Raw genomic sequence first — 18,860 nt, 5'->3', positions numbered from 1 at the left:
ATGGCCACTTTTAAAGACTTTAGAAATAATGTAAAACCGAACTGGTGCCCTGGCTGTGGCGACTTCTCTGTACAAGCGGCAATGCAACGTGCAGCAGCAAATGTAGGTCTAGAGCCTGAAAACTTAGCTGTTATTTCTGGTATCGGATGTTCTGGTCGTATCTCTGGATACATTAATTCATATGGCTTCCATGGAATTCATGGGCGTTCATTACCAATCGCACAAGGTGTAAAAATGGCAAACCGTGATTTAACAGTCATTGCTTCAGGTGGTGACGGTGACGGCTTTGCAATCGGGATGGGTCATACCATTCATGCTATCCGCCGTAATGTAGATATCACTTACATTGTTATGGATAACCAAATCTATGGTTTAACAAAAGGACAAACGTCTCCACGTTCTGCAACTGGCTTTAAAACGAAATCATCGCCGCTAGGTTCGATTGAACAACCTATTTCACCAATGGAGATGGCTTTAACAGCAGGGGCGACATTTGTAGCGCAAAGCTTCTCGACAGATCTTAAAGACTTAACGGCTTTAATTGAAGCTGGTATTAAGCATAAAGGGTTCTCTTTAATTAACGTTTACAGTCCTTGTGTAACTTATAATAAGGTCAACACATATGATTGGTTTAAAGAAAATCTAACAAAATTAAGCGACATTGAAGGATATGATCCTTCAAACCGTGAAAACGCGATGCAAACATTGATGAAGCATAATGGATTAGTTACTGGTTTAATTTATCAAAACACTGAGCGTAAATCCTATCAGGAATTGATTAATAATTACTCCGAAACTCCATTAGCACATGCAGATTTAAACCTTGATCAAGAATACTTTGATAAATTAGTTAACGAATTTATGTAAAAGTACAAAGAAAATCCCGTAGTTACTACTACGGGATTTTCTATTGTTTTCAAGCCTATTAACCTTTATACTATAATAATGTGCGGGAGTGTGCTAGGTTGGATTCTTACACACTAGTACAGGGAAAATTTTTACTTTTCATAGAAAAAACTTTATACATTGATTGAAAGGAGATTACTATTTATGAATGAAAAACAACGTTTAGATGCCGGGCAAATCGAAGCTGCTAATTCTTCGGACAAAAAATCCGCCAAGGATTATAGTAAGTACTTTGAGCAGGTAATTACTGCACCTTCCTTAAAAGATGCAAAAAAGCGTGGCAAAGAAGAAGTAAAATATCATAACGATTTCTCTATTCCAGAAAAATTTCGTGGTATGGGAGATGGACGTAAGTTTTATATCCGTACCTATGGCTGCCAAATGAATGAGCATGATACCGAAGTCATGGCAGGGATCTTTTTAGCGTTGGGGTATGAGCCAACAGATTCTACAGAGGATGCCAATGTTATTCTTTTAAATACTTGTGCAATTCGTGAAAATGCAGAAAACAAAGTGTTTGGAGAACTTGGCCATTTAAAGCATTTGAAGTTGGAAAAGCCTGATTTACTTATAGGTGTTTGTGGATGTATGTCACAGGAAGAATCCGTTGTTAATAAGATTCTAAAAACTTATAACCAGGTTGACATGATATTTGGCACACATAATATTCACCGTTTACCAAATATTTTACATGAAGCATACATGTCCAAAGAAATGGTTGTTGAAGTATGGTCAAAAGAAGGGGACGTTATTGAAAACCTTCCAAAGGTAAGACGCGGAAATATAAAGGCTTGGGTTAACATTATGTACGGCTGCGACAAATTTTGTACCTATTGTATTGTTCCATTTACACGTGGTAAAGAGCGAAGCCGTCGTCCTGAAGAGATTATCCAAGAAGTACGCCATTTAGCCGCACAAGGATATCAGGAGGTTACACTCTTGGGTCAAAATGTAAATGCGTATGGGAAAGATTTAGAGGGAGTGAAATATGGTCTTGGTGAACTTATGGATGAATTACGGAAGATTGATATTCCGCGTATTCGTTTTATGACAAGTCATCCACGTGATTTTGATGACCGTTTGATTGAAGTTCTTGCAAAAGGCGGCAACCTAATGGATCATATCCATCTTCCTGTGCAGTCTGGTTCTACAGATGTGCTAAAGATTATGGCTCGTAAATATACGAGAGAACAATACTTAGAGCTTGTAAGTAAAATTAAAGCAGCCATTCCAAACGTTTCATTAACCACTGATATTATCGTTGGTTATCCAAATGAAACAGATGAACAATTTGAAGAAACAATGTCTTTATATCGTGAAGTGGGCTACGAACTAGCGTATACGTTTATTTATTCTCCTCGTGAGGGTACCCCTGCTGCGAAAATGCAGGATAATGTCCCAATGGAGGTAAAGAAGGAACGCCTGCAGCGTTTAAATGCTTTAGTTAACGAGATGTCTGCTGAGGCAATGAAGAAATATAAAGGACAAATTGTCGAGGTTCTTGTCGAAGGGGAAAGCAAGTATAATCCTGAAGTACTTGCAGGATATACTTCTAAAAGCAAGCTAGTTAATTTTGCTGCACCTAAATCAGCAATTGGTAAGATCGTTAAGGTGAGAATTACTGATGCAAAAACATGGTCATTAAACGGAGAAATGGTGGAAGAATTAGAAACAGTAGAGGTGAAATAAATGGTTAAATATACAAAAGACGATATCATCGCTCGTGCACAAGATTTGGCTCGTATGATTGCGGACACAGAGGAAGTTGATTTCTTTAAACGAGCAGAAGCACAGATTCACGTAAATGCAAAAGTTAGTACGCTGATTTCTGATATTAAGGGTTTACAAAAGCAAGCAGTGAATCTACAGCATTACGGCAAGCCAGAAGCACTTAAAAAGGTGGAAGATAAAATTGCTTCCCTTGAACAGGAACTAGACGATATTCCGGTTGTTCAAGAGTTTAAACAGTCACAAACTGAAGTAAATGACTTACTTCAGCTAATCGCCACAACCATCTCAAATAAGGTAACGGATGTCATTATTGAATCTACCGGTGGAGATGTATTAAAAGGTGAAACAGGTGCAAGTGTAATGAATGGTGGATCTTGTGGAAATCACGATGACCACGACCACAATCATTAAATAAAAAAACCAGGCTTTGTAAAAGCCTGGTTTTTTTATGCATAAATTTCTATTTAGAAAATCCCCCTGACTTATACATGCCTAATTGTAACCTACATAAAACTCCCGCATAAAATGAATCATGACTAAACTTTTAACCAGTATTCTCAGAAATATATCGCACACTAGTCTAAAAAATTGCATAGGATGAAATGAAAATGAATGAGGAGGTTTCGCGCGAAATGGGAGAATATAGAGAGATAATTGTTAAGGCCGTAGTAGCGAAAGGGCGTAAATTCACCAATTCCAATCATACGATTAGCCCGGCACATAGTCCAACCAGCATACTTGGCTGTTGGATTATCAACCATAAATACAACGCGAAAAAAGTCGGCAAAACTGTAGAGATACACGGCTCTTATGACATCAATGTATGGTACTCATACAATGACAATACCAGAACAGAAGTTGTTACTGAGTGTGTTAAATATACAGATGTCATTAAGTTGAAATACCGTGACCATGATTGCTTGGATGACAATGAGATTTGTGCACGTGTTTTGCAACAGCCTAATTGTTGTGAAGCAGTCATCTCCCCAAATGGTAATCGAATCATTGTCCATGTTGAAAAGGAATTCCTAGTGGAAGTAATTGGTGAAACAAAAGTATGTGTCGCCATTAATCCAAAGGGCTGCCATGATGATGACGATGATTGGGGAATGGATTTAGACGACGAGGAATTTGAGGAATTAAACCCAGATTTCTTACTTGGAGTCGAAGAAGAATAACCATACTAGGAAGTTTCTACTTCCTAGTTTTTTCTTTTGTATCACTGTATAATAATCTATAAGGAAAAAATGTATGATAAAAAAGAAAAATCAGCATGCTATTTTTTAGGAGGTGTCAAAGACATGGAGCCTAGACAACCCGGAAATAACAAACTGCCTGATTTCGACCAATTAAATGACAGGATTATTGCTGAGCAGCCCTCGGAACCACATTTGATTATTAAAACCAATCTTGACCCACAGGATTCCACTGGAAATAATCCATATTATCAGGGGAAGGATACCGTAAACCCCAAAGCATTTAAAGACTATTTTGAGGAATAAAGAAAGCCAGGATACATTTTCCTGGTTTATTTTTTTTATTTTGAGAAATAAAGTGTATATCGGATATATACTTAAATAAAGAATTTTAATCCGTTATATTCTGAGGTGTGCAATGAATATAGAGAAATATATAAAATTAATTGGTAATGAGTTACTGCCCAATATTCAACTATCCATGGAAGATCCATTTGAACCAATTATTGTGAAGAATTTCTCGAATACATGGAAAACAATTGGCAGCGGCAATTATGCAGGTGTCTTTTTGCATCAATCAAATCCTAAATGGGTTGTAAAGGTGTATGGAAGAAAACCTGAGGATTTAAAGAAGGAAGTGGATGTATACAAAAAGTTAGGTAACCATGAATCTTTTTCATCATTGATTGACTATGGAGATAACTATCTAATTTTAAAAAGGATAGACGGAATAAATTTGTTCGATGCCGTAGTAAAAGGCATTCGTATACCAGAATCAGTCATCGTAGATGTAGATGAGGGGATCGCCTATGCACGTTCAAGGGGACTGAATCCGTTTGATGTCCATGGGAAAAATGTCGTTATGAGTGATGGTAGAGGGTATATTGTGGATGTTTCAGATTTTTATAAGCAGGGTAAATGTCGTAAATGGGACGACTTGAAAAAGGCATACTATAGAATTTATCTGCGGTTTATTTATAAATATCATCCACCCATTCCATTTTTTATTGTTAATAGTGTCAGAAAAGGATATCGGTTATACCGAAAAATAAAAAAAGGGAAATAAATAATCCTATTTCCCTCATTTTGTTTATTGATTATTATTTTGAAATTGAATCATGAATTCACTAAATGCTTTACATGTTTCATATGGGACCGAGTTGTAAGTGGATGCGCGGCAGCCACCAACAGAACGATGTCCATTAACACCGATGAATCCTTCGCTCTTTGCCTCACTTAAAAATTTCTTCTCCAATACTTCATCATTTACTCGGAATGTAATATTCATAAGTGAGCGGCTTTCAGGCTCAGCGTGACCAACATAAAAACCATTGCTTTGGTCGATTGCATCATATATAAGTTTCGCTTTAACCTCGTTGCGTTCCGTAATAGCATTCATCCCGCCTAGTTCTTTTATCCAGCTTAATACTTCGCCAAGCATATAGATTCCGAATGTCGGAGGGGTGTTATATAAAGAGTTGTTTTTTGAGTGGGTGCTATACTTTAACATTGTCGGGATGTTTGGATTAGCCTTTTCAATCAAATCCTTGCGAATGATTGCTACTGTAACGCCGGAAGGACCAAGATTTTTTTGAGCACCGGCATAAATTAAGCCAAACTTGCTGACATCGAATGGCTTGGATAAGATATCACTAGACATATCGGCGATTAGTGGAACATCACCTGTGTCTGGAAAGTCACGCCACTGAGTACCATAGATCGTGTTATTAGATGTTAGATGTATATAGGCATCCGTTGGGTTGTACTTCAATTCGTCAAGTGAAGGGATTCGACGATATTGGCTTTCCTTCGTGCTGGCAACATGATAAGGCTCCCCAAACAATTTTGCCTCTGAAAAGGCTTTTTCAGACCAAGAACCTGTCATAATATAGCCTGCTTTTTCCCCAGCCTTCAAGAAGTTCATGGGAACCATTGAAAACTGTAGACTTCCTCCACCTTGCAGAAAAAGTACCTCATAATCTTCCGGAATAGATAACATTTCTTTTAGAAGGGCAATGGCATTATTATGTACCTCTTCATAGGCTGCGCTTCGGTGACTAAGCTCCATGATTGACATTCCAGTGCCACGAAAATCAATAAGTTCCTGCTTCGCTTTTTCAAGCACCTCAAGTGGAAGGGCAGATGGTCCTGCGTTAAAATTATAGGCACGCTGTATTAGTGAATTCATTTTCTCACTCCCTATTTTCATTTATTAGAATATAACATATTTTCTTACATTTTAAATATAAAAGAATCAAAATAATTCATTGATATATCAATATTTCTAGTGAATACGGTTACATTTTACGTGCGTACTTTATTGGTTTTCCAATATATATAAATACATAGAAAAATTGGTTATCTTGCTATTAACAAATTAGATAAAAAACGCTGAAATTTCAGCGTTTTTTTCATTTTCTAGTCAATAATCTAATGAAAATTATTCAGAAAATAAAAAACATTATGAATATATTGACAAGTATTTGTAGCGAATGTAGAATTACAGTTAGCAAAAGAAAGCGCTTTTTTTACGCTTTTCACCGGTAAAACGTAAAAAAATAAAAAATTAAAATTTTAGTTTAACAATAACTGGAATTTTAGCTGTTGTATCTTGCAGGCCACAAGGACAGCAGAGTCTATCTTTTTTTTAAAATGAAAACAAATAAAGGGAGGATTTAAATGGCAAAAAATATCAGTAAAAATATGCTTAAGTTTTTAGTCGTCATTCTAGCGTTCCAAGATGTAGCCGCTGGTGTAGCAGGATCCATTATGGCAGACATTATTAAAGCATTTCCTGAATATAATCCAACGATTGTCATGTTGGTAGCTACATTCCCAGGTCTCATACAAATCGTTCCTGCACTGTTTTATGGAAAATTGACAAAATTGTTTAAAAAGAAAACATTGTTATTTATCGGTTTGACCTTATTTATAATTGGTGGGACACTCCCAACCTTTATAGATAACCTGCCGATGATTATTGCGATGAGAGGGCTTTTAGGGCTCGGCGTTGGGATAACCATGCCGTTATCGATAGATGTAATTACAGATTTCTTTGATGGCAGAGAAAGAGATTTCTTAATTGGTTTTGGAACTTCCACGGTTGCATGTATTGGGGCAATTTTCTTCCAGTTAGGCGGCGGGATATTAGCTGATTCCTTTGGCTGGCAATATGGTTTCCTAACATACCTTTTCCCAATTTGGATTTTGGCTATCACCATGTTATATCTTCCTGAACCACAGAAGAAACAGATTTCAGAAGCGGCGGGCGCTAAGGAAAAGGTCAAGCTTCCAAAAGCAATTTATTGGGTATGCTTAGGACAGGTAATTTATTCTGGTTTGATTTTTGGTTATGTAACAAATATTTCTGTTGTTATACAGGGGGACCAACTAGGTAATGCAACAGAGGCAGGTATGGCGATCTCTGTATTTACTTTTGGTACGCTGCTAGCTGGGTTTATTTTCGGAAAAATAAAACATGCACTGCCAACCTTCTATCTGCCTGTAGGCGTTTTGGTAACAGGGATTGGGATGGCAATCTGTTATTTCTCACCTACCTTAACAATGATTCTTATTGGTAGTATTATTGGTGGGTTTGCAATGGGAATTGGACTTCCAGGGGTATTCACTAAAGTATCAGAACTTACTCCTCCAGGTGCCCCTCCAGCAGTAGGGTTAGTTGTTGTAGGTCAGGGTTTAGGTGGTATTTTAGGACCATTTGGATTCCTAATGGTACAGAATATTTTTAATCAAGATATTGGCAGATTCCCATTAGCTGTAAGTGCAATCGGATTAATTATGTTGGCTCTGATATGGGCGATAGCGGTTAGGAAACCGAACAAGGATTTAGAAGCTACTTTAAATCATTAACATTATACGAATGTGAGGATGATACAAAGAAAATTTTGTACATCCTTTTTTTAGTTATAGGACAAATTCTATAGTTTTTTAGTTGTAAGTTTTAAATTTATAAAATATTTAGAATTTATTGACAAGGGTTGAAAGTGGAGGTAAAATTATAGTTAGTTAATGAAAGCGCTTTTAGTGCACGGTTTACACTGTTTATATGGTGATAAACACAATACTAAAATTTTAGTTAAGGGAAGTACTACTGCATTAAAGTATTTTAGAAGGTGAGGTTATGAAGGATGTCGGTTGTTAATACTAGAAAAATTCAAACAGGGAACTATCAAACTTTTATTAATGAGGGTGGAGATAAGAAGTCATCTGAGACCATTATATTTCTTCACGGCAGCGGTCCAGGGGTAAGTGCCCAGTCAAATTGGAAGGAAATATTACCTCACTTTAAAGGGAAATTCCATGTAGTGGCACCTGATATCTTTGGCTTTGGAAATACTGAGCATCCTGAGAATTACCCTAATAATGGAGCAGAGTGGATGAACATAAGGGTGAAGCAAGTAATTGAGTTGATGGATGCTTTAGAAGTTGATAAAGCCCATCTAGTTGGAAACTCACTTGGAGGTGTTATCGCTCTTCACCTACTTATGTATGCTCCAGAACGGTTTGACCGTGTCGTTCTAATGGGAGCTGGAGGAGGATTAACAGAACCTACTCCTGAGTTGGCTAAATTAGCAAATTTCCACAAAGATCCGAATCCAGTTGCCTTTAAGAACTTATTGAGCTGGTTCTTATATGATAAAAGTATTCTTGAGGATAAACTTGGGGAAATCGTATCTGAACGCTTAGAGCTGTTCCTAAGGCCGGATGTTCGCAAATCATATGAGGAAAATTTCTCAAAGTCTCAATTAACAGATATGTTGGTCCCACCATCAGCACTCAAAGAAATGAATCATGAAATCTTACTGATACATGGGCATCAAGATCGATTTGTACCGCTTCAAAGCAGCCTCTATGTAATGGATTATTTGCCAAATGCACAGCTCCATATCTTCAAACGTTGTGGACACTGGGCACAGGTAGAGCAAAAAGAGAGATTTATTAAACTAACATCAGATTTTTTCAACGGTGAATGATAAAGAATCAATATATTGATAGTAATTATCTATTTAAATATACCGTTGAATCCCTTACCTTATTATTAAGGGGACAAAAACAAAAAAGAGGATAAAGGGTGTATTGGAAAATGAAAATAGATCAAGCATATCGATATATTAAAATGCAAATAATTGATGGCATATGGGAACCTGAATCTGCTATTAATGTGAATGAAATTACTGCACATCTTAACATAAGTAGAACGCCTGTTCATAAGGCATTAGCGAAGCTTGAACAAGAGGGTTTTCTTTCTATTATTCCACAAGTAGGGGTTTACGTTAAACGACCAGAGCCAAGTGACGTTTTAGAACGGTTATTAGTTTGTGCAAATCTGGATGCCTTAATGACAGAACGTGCTGCATTTAACCTCACCGACGAGGAACTTACATACATGAAAGAGACATTGACGATGATGGATAATCTAGATTTATCCGAGGATGAGTATTCGGCCCTTAATATTGAGTTCCACCGGACTATTTATGAAGCCTCCAAGTTAACGTATGCACTAAGTCTTGCCAAGCAGCTTTGGGATTACCTGAATTATGTAGGGAATCCAGTAATACTGTTTTCAAAGGATAGAAGAAAGCAATCACAAGCTGAACATTGGTTAATCTATTATAGTTTAAAAGAAAAGGATGCAAAATTAGCAAAAAAGCTGATGGAAAAGCATTTGCTACGCGTTGCCGAAGCCGTAAGCTTGAAATACCAGGATATAGACAAAAATCAACATATGTTTAACTAGAATTAGTGAAAGATTCAGATTTGCCACTATTTTGCAGGAGGTAATGAGATGGAACAAAGTGTGTTGGAAACCAAAAATGTATTGGTAGATAGAGCAAAGGCTCTTATTCCTAAACTGAGAGAGTATAGTGGTGCCATTGACAAGAATAGCAGAATCCCTGATGAAATTATTGAAGATTTGAAAAATCAAGGTCTTTTGAAAGTACTTAGACCACATATGTTTGGTGGTTATCAAACAAATATGAGAGCGTTCACAGAGGTCGTTACCGAAATATCCCGCGGAAATGGATCAGCCGGTTGGTTCGTATGTCTAAGCAATATTCGTGATTATATGATTTCTTACACATTCGGAGAGAAAGCACTAAATGAAATCTATAATTCTGGCAAAGATGTAGTCCTTGCAGGAAATTTTAAACCGATTAAATGTGATATCAAAAAAGTAGAGGGCGGCTATTACATTGAAGAAGCTCAATGGCCTTTTGTATCTGGCAGCCCACATGCTGACTGGTGTTACTTTGGTTTCCCATTAGTGGATGAAAATGGCGGAATGGAAATGGCTATTATGGTTATTCCTCGTGAAGAACTTGAAATCCTTGATGACTGGCATGTTATGGGACTAAAGGGGTCCGGCAGCAATAGCTGTAGAATTCAAAATGTATTTGTACCTGAACACAGGGTATCATTGGACCGTTTAGCGAGCAAAGGTCATTACTTAATTGATCCGCTTAAGGATGTGGCTTTATACAAGTCTTCCTTTGTTCCATCACTTACTCTATCAATTGTAGGGCCGGCTTTAGGACTTGCACAGGCAGCGATGGATCTCTATATGGAAAGACTTCCGAAAGCTGGAATTGGGAACACATTCTATCATAAACAAAATGAAGCACCAATCACACATCACCAGGTTGCCCAAGCACAATTGAAAATCGATACTGCTGAAATGTTTTTATACCGTGCTGTGGATAAAATTGATAGCTATGCTGAACGTGGAGAAGTAATGGATACTGCTGAAATTGTAAAAGTGAAGGCAGATTTCGGCTATGTGAATCAATTATGTAAGGAAGCAATTGATCTTCTAGTTGCAGGAGTCGGTTCTATGTTTACCTATCATAATAACCCTTTACAATTAGTCTATCGTGATTTTTTTGCCATGCATTTACATGGTTTCATCACACCATCAAGTTTAATAGAAACATATGGAAGAGTTCTTTGCGGCCAAGAACCGAATACCTATTTTGTCTAATCTAAAATGAAAAGGCTTTCTGTTTTTTGAATATTCTAGTAAAACTAATTAGGAGGAAAAAATATGAGTTTACCAGAAATCGCAAAATTAGGACACGTAGCTTTAGTTTCGTCAGACCTTGAAAAATCACTTTGGTTCTTTAAGGAATTGATTGGATTAGAAGAAACAGAAGAAGTAAACGGTACACATTATTTACGCGCATGGGGCGACTTTGAACATCACACTTTATCGATAACTGCTGGCGAAAAGTCGTATGTTGATCATATTGCATGGAGAACAAAACGTCCGGAAGATGTTGAGCAATTTGCTCATCTACTTCAAGAAGCTGGTACAGAAGTAAATTGGGTGGAGGCTGGAGTGGAAGCAGGGCAGGGTAGAGCAATTCGATTTAAATTGCCGAGCGAGCACCGGTTTGAAATTTACTATGACATGGAAAAAACCTTAGCTGAACCATCCAAACGTTCAGTGTTAAAGAATCAGACCTATAAATCCTGGGCAAAAGGCTGTTCACCGCGAAGAATAGACCATGTAAATATTTTATCATCCTTAAAGGCAAATGTTATTGCTGATTACTTAATGGAGAAACTAGGCTTTAAAATGAGGGAGTGCGTTCAGGCTCCAGATGAATCCTTACTTGGTGCTTGGTTAAGCGTAACACCACTGGTACATGATATCGCAGTTAGCCATGATCCATTCTCTCCATCGACACATCAGATTCATCACTTGTCATACTGGCTTGATAATGCTCAAGATCTTCTTCGCGCTGCAGATATCTTAACAGAGCATGGACTTAAGTTTAAAGGTCCTGGTAAGCACGGTATTTCACAAGCGATGTACTTATATGTGGTCGATCCAGGCAGTGGAGTACGTGTGGAATTGTTCACGAATGGTTATTTAATCTTTGAACCAGACTGGGAACCAATTGTCTGGACTTTAGATGAGATGGATGTGGGCTTTACCTTCTGGGGTGATCAAACAGATACGTTACCAGAAAACAATCCGACAATTGAAGCGTAAGAGTATAGTAGCTAATTTATAGAAAAGAGAGGTTAGTAGAATGGATGATCGTCAATTTCGAACCGCGATGGGGAAATTTGCAACAGGAGTAACCGTTATTGCTACAAATCTGGATGGTGATGTGCATGGGATGACAGCAAATGCTTTTATGTCCGTGTCACTTGATCCTAAACTGGTAGTAATCTCTATTGGAGAAAAAGCTCGGATTCTTGAGAAAATTAAACAAAGTAAATCCTTTTCAGTCAATATTTTAGCGGCTGACCAACAGGAACTTTCGATGATTTTTGCAGGCCAGTTGAAGGAACACCGCGAAGTCGAGTTTGACACTCTTGATGGGAAGCCTGTTCTAAAGGGTGCAGTTGCACAAATTGCCTGTGAGGTATCCGCAGAACATCTTGAAGGGGATCACACGCTATTTATTGGAAGAGTAACAGATATTCATTTAGAAGATGCTGAACCACTAATATTTTACAGTGGAAAGTACCGAGCTTTAGTTGAAGAAAAAGCAGTTACGGTATAAGTAACACTTAAATTGAAAAGGGGACAGCTGTAATGGATATTCAAAAAGCAGCAACTGCTTTAATGGAAGCGGAAACTGAGAGAAAACCGATTGCCCCATTCACATCATCAACAGAAGAAATCTCTGTTGATGATGCATATAAAATCCAGCTTTTCCAAATTCACCAAAAGGTCGAGAATGGTGCTGAAATCGTTGGGAAAAAGATTGGGCTAACGAGTAAAGCGATGCAGGAAATGTTAAATGTTAACGAACCAGATTATGGTCATATTCTAAATGACATGGTATATAAGGATGGAGAATCGATTAGTCTCGATAAATTTATCCAGCCTAGGATTGAATTCGAAATTGCTTTTGTTTTGAAAGAGGATCTAAAAGGTCCTGGTGTGACAATGAACGATGTCATAGCGGCCACGGATTATGTCGTCCCTGCTCTTGAAATTATTGACAGCCGAATCAAAGATTGGCAAATTAAGTTTGAAGATACCGTTGCAGATAATGGTTCATCTGCCGGGGCAATTATTGGAAGTACTACTGCTAAACTAGATGATTTAGATTTAGCAGTAATTAGGATGACCGCTACAAGAAATGGTGGATTTTTGGACACAGCATTCGGTTCAGCCGTGATGGGTCACCCTGCCGAAGCAGTAGCGTGGCTAGCCAATTCACTTTGCAGCTACGGAATTTCTCTTAATGCTGGTGAAGTAATACTTTCAGGCGCACTTTCAAAAGCAATTCCGATTGAAGTTGGAGATACATTCACAGCTGAATTTGAACATATAGGGGCTGTAACTGCTACCTTCAAAAAATAGTGAGACGCTATAAAAGATTAAGACTCCTTGTATGAAAAATGTAAGGAGTCTTTATTTTTTAAAAAATAATGGATGAAATTAATCTTATAAATAATCTTTAATGGGAAAAAGGTGAGCTTATGAAGGGTAACTCTAGCAATATACTGGAACCAAACTACATAGAAGAAGGAAATAAAAAAATTCTAACCACTGCGGGAGCCTTTGGTCTTTTACGTAAGGGAATAATCGAGAATTTAGGTTCAAAGAGAGCCAAGGGCTTTTTGCTTCGTTATGGTTGGAGCCTAGGTGTCAGTGATGCAAAAGAAGCAATGAAAGCGAGTACCTCAATAGAATACCTTATTAAACAAGCCTCCGTTCTCCATTTAAGTACTGGACATATTGGAGATATCCAATCTGAAAGATTTATTGAAATGGTTGATTCCGAAAATATTAAAACGATAAGTGGAAAAGGAAAGTGGATTCATTCTTTTGAAGCTTCTGAGCATCTTAAACATCATGGAAAATCAGATTCACCACAATGTCATACGCTAACTGGATATGCAAGTGGCTATATGTCTACGATTTGTAAAAAGAGTGTCATTGTCAAAGAGATTAGTTGTATGGCTAAAGGTGACCCTGAATGCTGTTTTGAAATGAAGCTCAAAGAGGACTGGGGAATGGAGATTCAGGAGGAGGTCAAATTCTATCATGAAATAAATATCATTGAAGAATTAGAGTATACCTATGAACAATTGTTAGAGCAGCGTAATTATATCGAGAAGGTATCCAAATTTCATAAGAAATTAACGGAAAGTATTTCAAACGGCAGCAATCTTCAGGATATTGCTGATACCTCCTTTGGATTATTACAAATTCCCATATCAATTGAGGATTTAAGCTTTCAAAAAATTGTTTACTCGGGTGTGAACGAACAAGAATATAACAGTCTTAGTAAAGAACTGAAGGAGAGTTTAATTCGGAAAAATAGGAAAAATAATTTACTTCCTCTTTTTAAAGAGACAACTAGATTACAGACTGAAAATCAGGAACGGCTAGTCACACCCATCATTGTACAAAAAAAGGTAATTGGATACTGCACATTTCTTTATCAAAAGGGTGATGAGAACACTGAGAATAATATTATGTTTATCGAGCGAGTGGCAAATGCTGCTTCTTTATACCTCTTAAATGAAAAGACGAGTTTTGAAGCCCTTGAAAAAATGAAAGGTTATTTTTTGGAACAAATTTTAAAGGGACAATATACTTCAAGGGAAGAAATCATTAATCGCGGTCGATACATGGGGGTTAATCTAGAATCAGCTTTTTATATTGCAGCAATTGACTATATAGAGACTAGCAAGGCATCGATAGAAAACAAGGAACACTATGACCAAATTCTAGAATCAATTGCAAAGTATTTGGATATTCAGGGACATAAAGCGCTTGTCGGTCAATACGAAGGTAAAATCATCATGTTGATCCCAGAATCATCAAATATATTACCGAATATGGAAAGAATCTTAAAACATATTGAAACGACCCATCCTTCCTATAAATATAAAATTGGAATCAGTGACAAATCTGAAGATATAGAACATATTCTGGACAATTTAGATGAATCTTTTATTTCTTTACGAATGTCTACGGAAAAGAAAATTATCCATTTTAATGATTTGGGTATTGTGGGAATTCTAATTAATTCCAAAAATGTAAGCGGGATTAAGAAAATTGCCAAACAAGAATTGGGACCTCTTTATACATTAGGGAATGGTAAACAAAAAGAATTAATGAAAACACTTTATGTATTTTTAACAAATGGAGGAAAACTCCAGCAAACGATGGATGATTTGTCATTATCGATGAGTGGTCTCATGTATAGGATTAACAAGATTGAAAAACTAATTGGAAAAGACTTACGAGATTCATCACAAAGCTACCAGTTACTATTGATTCTAGATTCACTGTTAGCTTTAGGAGAACTAGAAATATAAATTTAAAATCCAATAAAAACCTACTAAAAACCAACGTAAAATCAAGTAGTTATTAGTCTAGATAAATAGTAGTAAATCTTCTAAAATTTCACTAACAACCAAAAATGTAAGGGATTTCAAACTAGATTGTTTTCTATTTTACAAGGAGGAGAATAGGGTTGACAAACATTACTCAACAATCAATTAAAACGGCTAACTTTGAAACATATTTAAATCGTGCTGGTGAAGGGAATTCCGAAGTGATTTTATTTCTACATGGCTCCGGACCAGGTGTTACAGCGTTTGCGAACTGGCGTTATGCTTTAAATGCCTGCAGTGAAATGTATGACTGTCTTGCACCAGATCTTTTAGGATTTGGAGACAGCAGTCATCCGGAGACATTGCCTAAGAATAGACAGGGATGGATGGATTTATGGGTAAATCAACTTATGGAGCTTTTAGATGATTTAGGTGTTCAAAAGGCCCATTTAGTGGGGAATTCATTAGGATGTTCGATTGCACTAGAGCTGCTATTAGAACATCCAGAGCGATTTAATCGAGTGGTTTTAATGGGTCCAGGAGGAACGCCAAATACCAAATTAAGTCCAGAATTAGCCCGTGCGAAGGGATTTTATGACAATCCCTCACCAAAGAAATTACGTCAAATTATGAGCTGGTTTGTATATGATGCACAGGCAATGGCACCAATCATTGAAGCGATAACGGATTATCGATATGAAACAGCGATGAAACCAGAGGTCCGTATTTCCAATGATTCTATATTCGCAACAGCAGCTGTCCCTGTACCTGTGACTGCCCTAAGAAGAATTGAACATCCTGTACTGCTCGTGCATGGACGGGATGATATGGTTTGCTCGGTGGAGTCCAGCTATTATTTACTATCACATATTCCGAATTCACAACTGCATGTATACGGTAATTGTGGACATTGGACACAAATTGAAAAGCAGGAAAGCTTTAATCATTTAATTCAAAACTATTTTTCTAATAAAATCTAATAATTTGAGGAGGAATTAAAAATGACTTTACCTGAAATTGCAAAGTTAGGGCATGTCGCTATCGTAACACCTGATCTTGAAAAATCACTATGGTTTTTCCGTGATGTGATTGGGCTTGAAGTAACGGAAGAAGTAAACGGTACGTATTATTTACGGGCTTGGGGTGACTTTGAACATCACTCCCTATCATTAACAGATGGGGATAGAGGGTATGTTGATCATATCGGCTGGAGAACGAAGCGCCCTGAAGATGTAGAGGGTTTTGCTCAGCTTCTTGAAAAAGCGGGAACGGAAGTAAAATGGATTGAAGCAGGTGAAGAAACGGGTCAAGGGCGGGCAATTCGTTTTAAACTGCCAAGTCAGCATTCCTTTGAAATCTATTATGATGTTGAAAAACCGAAAGCGGACGAAAAAAGACGTTCTGTCTTGAAAAATCAAACATACAAGGCTTGGGCCCGTGGCTGTTCACCTAGAAGATTTGACCATGTCAATATTGCTACATCAATGGATGTTCAGGAAATCCTTGATTACTTGGGTAACCAGTTAGGCTTTAAGCTACGTGAATATGTAAGATATAACAACGAGAAAACGTTAGCAGGCTGGATGAGTGTGACACCTTTGGTTCACGACATAGCTGTTATCACAAGACCAGAGGCAAAAACGCCAAACCAGCTTCACCACATTTCTTATTGGCTGGATAATGCACAGGATGTTTTACGGGCAGCTGATATTTTAAGCGAAGAAGGTATTAAGTTTATTGGCCCAGGTAAACACGGTGTTTCTCAAGCTCTATATTTATATGTGATTGATCCAGGCAGCGGCTGCCGTGTTGAATTGTTTAGTAATTCATATTTAATTTTTGAACCTGACTGGGAGCCTGTCGAGTGGACAGAAGAGGATCATTCAATAGCCAACACCTATTGGGGTGACTCTGTCATGGATAAAGAAATGAACAAACCAACAATCGAGGCATAAATGAGAAAGCTGACTCAAAAGTAAACGAGTCAGCTTTTTTAAAAGAAATTTTTTGGAAGAGAGGCAGATAGAGAATGAGTGACATCAAAATTTATGAGACAGATATTGTGGTAGTTGGTGCCGGTAATGCTGCCATGTGCGCAGCCATCTCCGCAAGGGAGAACGGAGCTGACGTCCTTGTACTTGAAAAAGCACCTGAAGCTGAAAAAGGAGGAAACAGCACCTTCACACATGGATCCATTCGGTTTTCCTATAATGGTGTCGAGGATTTAAAAGAAATAATGCCCGACCTTTCACAAGAGGATATTGATTCTTCGGATTTTGGGGTCTATAGTGAGGAACAATTTTATGATGATATGTGCCGGGTCACAGAGTACCGGACTGACCCAGAATTAGCTTCCATTCTTACAGAAAAAAGTTTTGAAACGATGAAATGGCTCACGGATCACAAGGTAAGATGGGTGCCTATATATGGTCGGCAAGCCTTTAAAGTAGACGGTAAATTTAAATTCTGGGGCGGTATGATTGTTGAATCGGTAGGCGGGGGGCCGGGATTGGTCGAAGCGCTTCATAAAGAGGCGTCCTCGTTAGGGGTTCAGATTTTGTTTGATGCGATGGCGGTGGAACTAATCCGTGATGACAATGGTGTACAGGGTGTGATATTTAACCATAATGGCAATAGTGCAAAGGTCCTGGCGAAAGCTGTTATATTGGCCTCTGGAGGCTTTCATGCTAACCCTGAAATGCGAACCCGGTACCTTGGACCAAAATGGGACTTGGCCCATGCAAGAGGGAGCAGGTTTAATACTGGAGAAGGTATTCAAATGGCGTTAAATATTGGTGCACTTTCCTCGGGCAACTGGTCAGGCTGCCATTCAGTTGGAGGGGACCGCTATTTGCCAGAATTTACGGAAGGCTTTCAAAAGTTAAGTTATCCCTTTGGAATCATGGTAAACGCCCAAGGCAAACGCTTTGTCGATGAAGGTGCTGATTTCCGTAATTACACCTATGCGAAATATGGAAGATTAATTTTGGATCAGCCGGGACAATTCGCTTGGCAGATTTTTGATCAAAAGGTTACCCATTTGTTACGGGAGGAATATAAAGGCAGACAAGTAACAAAAGTAAAAGCCAATACATTAGAGGAATTAGCTGAAAAACTTGAAGGAATTGACCCAGCTGGTTTCTTACAAAATGTTAAAGAATACAATGCAGCTGTCCGTAAAGATATACCGTTTAATCCAAATATCAAGGACGGCAGATGTACAGAAGGGTTAGCAGTTAAGAAATCAAATTGGGCTCTTCCCTTGGAGGATGGCCCGTTTGAAGCCTATGCTGTTACCTGCGGTATAACCTTTACGTTTGGCGGTCTGAAAATTAACACAGCTACGGAGGTTCAGAATTTGTTATCCAAGTCTATTCCAGGATTATATGCTGCTGGTGAGGCAGTAGGGGGACTATTTTATTTTAATTACCCTGGAGGTGCAGGGTTAATGGCAGGTTCTGTATTCGGAAAAAGGGCAGGAGAACATGCAGCCCATTTTATCAAAACAAAGGAAACAATAAATTCGTAAAAAAACCTTACTAATTTCTATTCTTTGGGACAAAAGTGCAATTTTAAGTTTAGAAAACCAATAAAAGTTATCTAAAAATGTTTCAAACTTGAAAGGTTTTTACCCTTTAAATTAATTTTATAATTTTCTAAAATTTAAGAAAGAGCTAAATCAAATCAGAGGAA

At 37.8% G+C, this 18,860-nt stretch carries 18 protein-coding genes; 17 read left to right on the top strand and 1 reads right to left on the bottom strand.

Annotation, left to right across the window (positions count from 1 at the left end):
* From M3189_RS00815 to M3189_RS00790, 6 genes are all read left to right on the top strand, one after another.
* Entirely contained in the window at nucleotides 1–867 is an 867-nt protein-coding gene (locus tag M3189_RS00815; protein WP_251630915.1) for a 2-oxoacid:ferredoxin oxidoreductase subunit beta, read from the top strand.
* A 183-nt stretch (nucleotides 868–1,050) separates the two neighbouring features.
* Nucleotides 1,051–2,595, top strand: a complete 1,545-nt coding sequence (miaB, locus tag M3189_RS00810) for a tRNA (N6-isopentenyl adenosine(37)-C2)-methylthiotransferase MiaB (RefSeq protein ID WP_251630913.1) — start codon at nucleotides 1,051–1,053, stop codon at nucleotides 2,593–2,595.
* Nucleotides 2,596–3,048: a RicAFT regulatory complex protein RicA family protein gene (locus tag M3189_RS00805; protein WP_251630911.1), complete on the top strand. Its 453-nt coding sequence runs from the start codon at nucleotides 2,596–2,598 to the stop codon at nucleotides 3,046–3,048.
* 221 nt (nucleotides 3,049–3,269) lie between these two features.
* Complete coding sequence (locus M3189_RS00800; RefSeq protein WP_251630909.1) at nucleotides 3,270–3,815, top strand: outer spore coat protein CotE; 546 nt, start codon at nucleotides 3,270–3,272, stop codon at nucleotides 3,813–3,815.
* A gap of 123 nt (nucleotides 3,816–3,938) precedes the next feature.
* Nucleotides 3,939–4,139 (top strand): hypothetical protein, encoded by a 201-nt coding sequence (locus M3189_RS00795; protein ID WP_251630907.1) that lies wholly within the window; start codon nucleotides 3,939–3,941, stop codon nucleotides 4,137–4,139.
* 112 nt (nucleotides 4,140–4,251) lie between these two features.
* Entirely contained in the window at nucleotides 4,252–4,899 is a 648-nt protein-coding gene (locus tag M3189_RS00790) for a serine/threonine protein kinase (protein WP_251630905.1), read from the top strand.
* Between the two features lie 24 nt (nucleotides 4,900–4,923).
* Here M3189_RS00790 and serC read toward each other — a convergent pair whose 3' ends face one another.
* Nucleotides 4,924–6,021: a 3-phosphoserine/phosphohydroxythreonine transaminase gene (serC, locus tag M3189_RS00785; protein WP_251630903.1), complete on the bottom strand. Its 1,098-nt coding sequence runs from the start codon at nucleotides 6,019–6,021 to the stop codon at nucleotides 4,924–4,926.
* A gap of 491 nt (nucleotides 6,022–6,512) precedes the next feature.
* Between serC and M3189_RS00780 the strand changes: the two genes are divergently transcribed.
* The 11 genes from M3189_RS00780 (at nucleotide 6,513) to tcuA (ending at nucleotide 18,696) form a co-directional block, all read left to right on the top strand.
* A complete protein-coding gene (locus tag M3189_RS00780) occupies nucleotides 6,513–7,703 on the top strand; it encodes an MFS transporter (RefSeq protein WP_251630901.1) in 1,191 nt (396 codons plus the stop codon).
* Between the two features lie 278 nt (nucleotides 7,704–7,981).
* Nucleotides 7,982–8,827 (top strand): alpha/beta fold hydrolase, encoded by an 846-nt coding sequence (locus M3189_RS00775; RefSeq protein ID WP_251630899.1) that lies wholly within the window; start codon nucleotides 7,982–7,984, stop codon nucleotides 8,825–8,827.
* A 110-nt stretch (nucleotides 8,828–8,937) separates the two neighbouring features.
* The gene (locus M3189_RS00770; protein WP_251630897.1) at nucleotides 8,938–9,591 is read left to right on the top strand and encodes a GntR family transcriptional regulator; all 654 of its coding nucleotides are present in this window, start codon (nucleotides 8,938–8,940) and stop codon (nucleotides 9,589–9,591) included.
* Between the two features lie 48 nt (nucleotides 9,592–9,639).
* The gene (locus M3189_RS00765; protein ID WP_251630896.1) at nucleotides 9,640–10,833 is read left to right on the top strand and encodes an acyl-CoA dehydrogenase family protein; all 1,194 of its coding nucleotides are present in this window, start codon (nucleotides 9,640–9,642) and stop codon (nucleotides 10,831–10,833) included.
* A gap of 63 nt (nucleotides 10,834–10,896) precedes the next feature.
* On the top strand, nucleotides 10,897–11,850 hold the full coding sequence (locus tag M3189_RS00760; RefSeq protein ID WP_251630894.1) for a VOC family protein: 954 nt from the start codon (nucleotides 10,897–10,899) through the stop codon (nucleotides 11,848–11,850).
* A gap of 40 nt (nucleotides 11,851–11,890) precedes the next feature.
* A complete protein-coding gene (locus tag M3189_RS00755) occupies nucleotides 11,891–12,370 on the top strand; it encodes a flavin reductase family protein (protein WP_251630892.1) in 480 nt (159 codons plus the stop codon).
* A 32-nt stretch (nucleotides 12,371–12,402) separates the two neighbouring features.
* The gene (locus M3189_RS00750) at nucleotides 12,403–13,179 is read left to right on the top strand and encodes a 2-keto-4-pentenoate hydratase (protein WP_251630890.1); all 777 of its coding nucleotides are present in this window, start codon (nucleotides 12,403–12,405) and stop codon (nucleotides 13,177–13,179) included.
* A 119-nt stretch (nucleotides 13,180–13,298) separates the two neighbouring features.
* Nucleotides 13,299–15,149 carry a V4R domain-containing protein gene (locus tag M3189_RS00745; protein ID WP_251630888.1) on the top strand — a complete coding sequence of 617 codons (1,851 nt, stop codon included), beginning with the start codon at nucleotides 13,299–13,301 and terminating at the stop codon, nucleotides 15,147–15,149.
* A 158-nt stretch (nucleotides 15,150–15,307) separates the two neighbouring features.
* Nucleotides 15,308–16,147 carry an alpha/beta fold hydrolase gene (locus M3189_RS00740; protein WP_251630886.1) on the top strand — a complete coding sequence of 280 codons (840 nt, stop codon included), beginning with the start codon at nucleotides 15,308–15,310 and terminating at the stop codon, nucleotides 16,145–16,147.
* Nucleotides 16,148–16,168: 21 nt separating this feature from the next.
* A complete protein-coding gene (locus M3189_RS00735; RefSeq protein ID WP_251630884.1) occupies nucleotides 16,169–17,122 on the top strand; it encodes a VOC family protein in 954 nt (317 codons plus the stop codon).
* A gap of 74 nt (nucleotides 17,123–17,196) precedes the next feature.
* On the top strand, nucleotides 17,197–18,696 hold the full coding sequence (gene tcuA / locus M3189_RS00730; protein ID WP_251630882.1) for an FAD-dependent tricarballylate dehydrogenase TcuA: 1,500 nt from the start codon (nucleotides 17,197–17,199) through the stop codon (nucleotides 18,694–18,696).
* Nucleotides 18,697–18,860 lie beyond the last annotated feature (164 nt).

The organism is Neobacillus niacini (assembly GCF_023715415.1).
GTDB lineage: Bacteria > Bacillota > Bacilli > Bacillales > Cytobacillaceae > Neobacillus > Neobacillus niacini_C.
This window is presented reverse-complemented; position numbering and strand designations above follow the sequence as displayed.

What these genes read in the sequence shown, in the direction of transcription:
- M3189_RS00735 (WP_251630884.1), top strand. Translation starts at nt 16,169, where the DNA reads ATGACTTTACCTGAAATTGCAAAGTTAGGGCATGTCGCTATCGTAACA.
- M3189_RS00790 (WP_251630905.1), top strand. Translation starts at nt 4,252, where the DNA reads ATGAATATAGAGAAATATATAAAATTAATTGGTAATGAGTTACTGCCC.
- miaB (WP_251630913.1), top strand. Translation starts at nt 1,051, where the DNA reads ATGAATGAAAAACAACGTTTAGATGCCGGGCAAATCGAAGCTGCTAAT.
- M3189_RS00765 (WP_251630896.1), top strand. Translation starts at nt 9,640, where the DNA reads ATGGAACAAAGTGTGTTGGAAACCAAAAATGTATTGGTAGATAGAGCA.
- M3189_RS00795 (WP_251630907.1), top strand. Translation starts at nt 3,939, where the DNA reads ATGGAGCCTAGACAACCCGGAAATAACAAACTGCCTGATTTCGACCAA.
- M3189_RS00815 (WP_251630915.1), top strand. Translation starts at nt 1, where the DNA reads ATGGCCACTTTTAAAGACTTTAGAAATAATGTAAAACCGAACTGGTGC.
- M3189_RS00760 (WP_251630894.1), top strand. Translation starts at nt 10,897, where the DNA reads ATGAGTTTACCAGAAATCGCAAAATTAGGACACGTAGCTTTAGTTTCG.
- M3189_RS00745 (WP_251630888.1), top strand. Translation starts at nt 13,299, where the DNA reads ATGAAGGGTAACTCTAGCAATATACTGGAACCAAACTACATAGAAGAA.
- M3189_RS00770 (WP_251630897.1), top strand. Translation starts at nt 8,938, where the DNA reads ATGAAAATAGATCAAGCATATCGATATATTAAAATGCAAATAATTGAT.
- tcuA (WP_251630882.1), top strand. Translation starts at nt 17,197, where the DNA reads ATGAGTGACATCAAAATTTATGAGACAGATATTGTGGTAGTTGGTGCC.
- M3189_RS00805 (WP_251630911.1), top strand. Translation starts at nt 2,596, where the DNA reads ATGGTTAAATATACAAAAGACGATATCATCGCTCGTGCACAAGATTTG.
- M3189_RS00755 (WP_251630892.1), top strand. Translation starts at nt 11,891, where the DNA reads ATGGATGATCGTCAATTTCGAACCGCGATGGGGAAATTTGCAACAGGA.
- M3189_RS00775 (WP_251630899.1), top strand. Translation starts at nt 7,982, where the DNA reads ATGTCGGTTGTTAATACTAGAAAAATTCAAACAGGGAACTATCAAACT.
- M3189_RS00750 (WP_251630890.1), top strand. Translation starts at nt 12,403, where the DNA reads ATGGATATTCAAAAAGCAGCAACTGCTTTAATGGAAGCGGAAACTGAG.
- M3189_RS00800 (WP_251630909.1), top strand. Translation starts at nt 3,270, where the DNA reads ATGGGAGAATATAGAGAGATAATTGTTAAGGCCGTAGTAGCGAAAGGG.
- serC (WP_251630903.1), bottom strand. Translation starts at nt 6,021, where the DNA reads ATGAATTCACTAATACAGCGTGCCTATAATTTTAACGCAGGACCATCT.
- M3189_RS00780 (WP_251630901.1), top strand. Translation starts at nt 6,513, where the DNA reads ATGGCAAAAAATATCAGTAAAAATATGCTTAAGTTTTTAGTCGTCATT.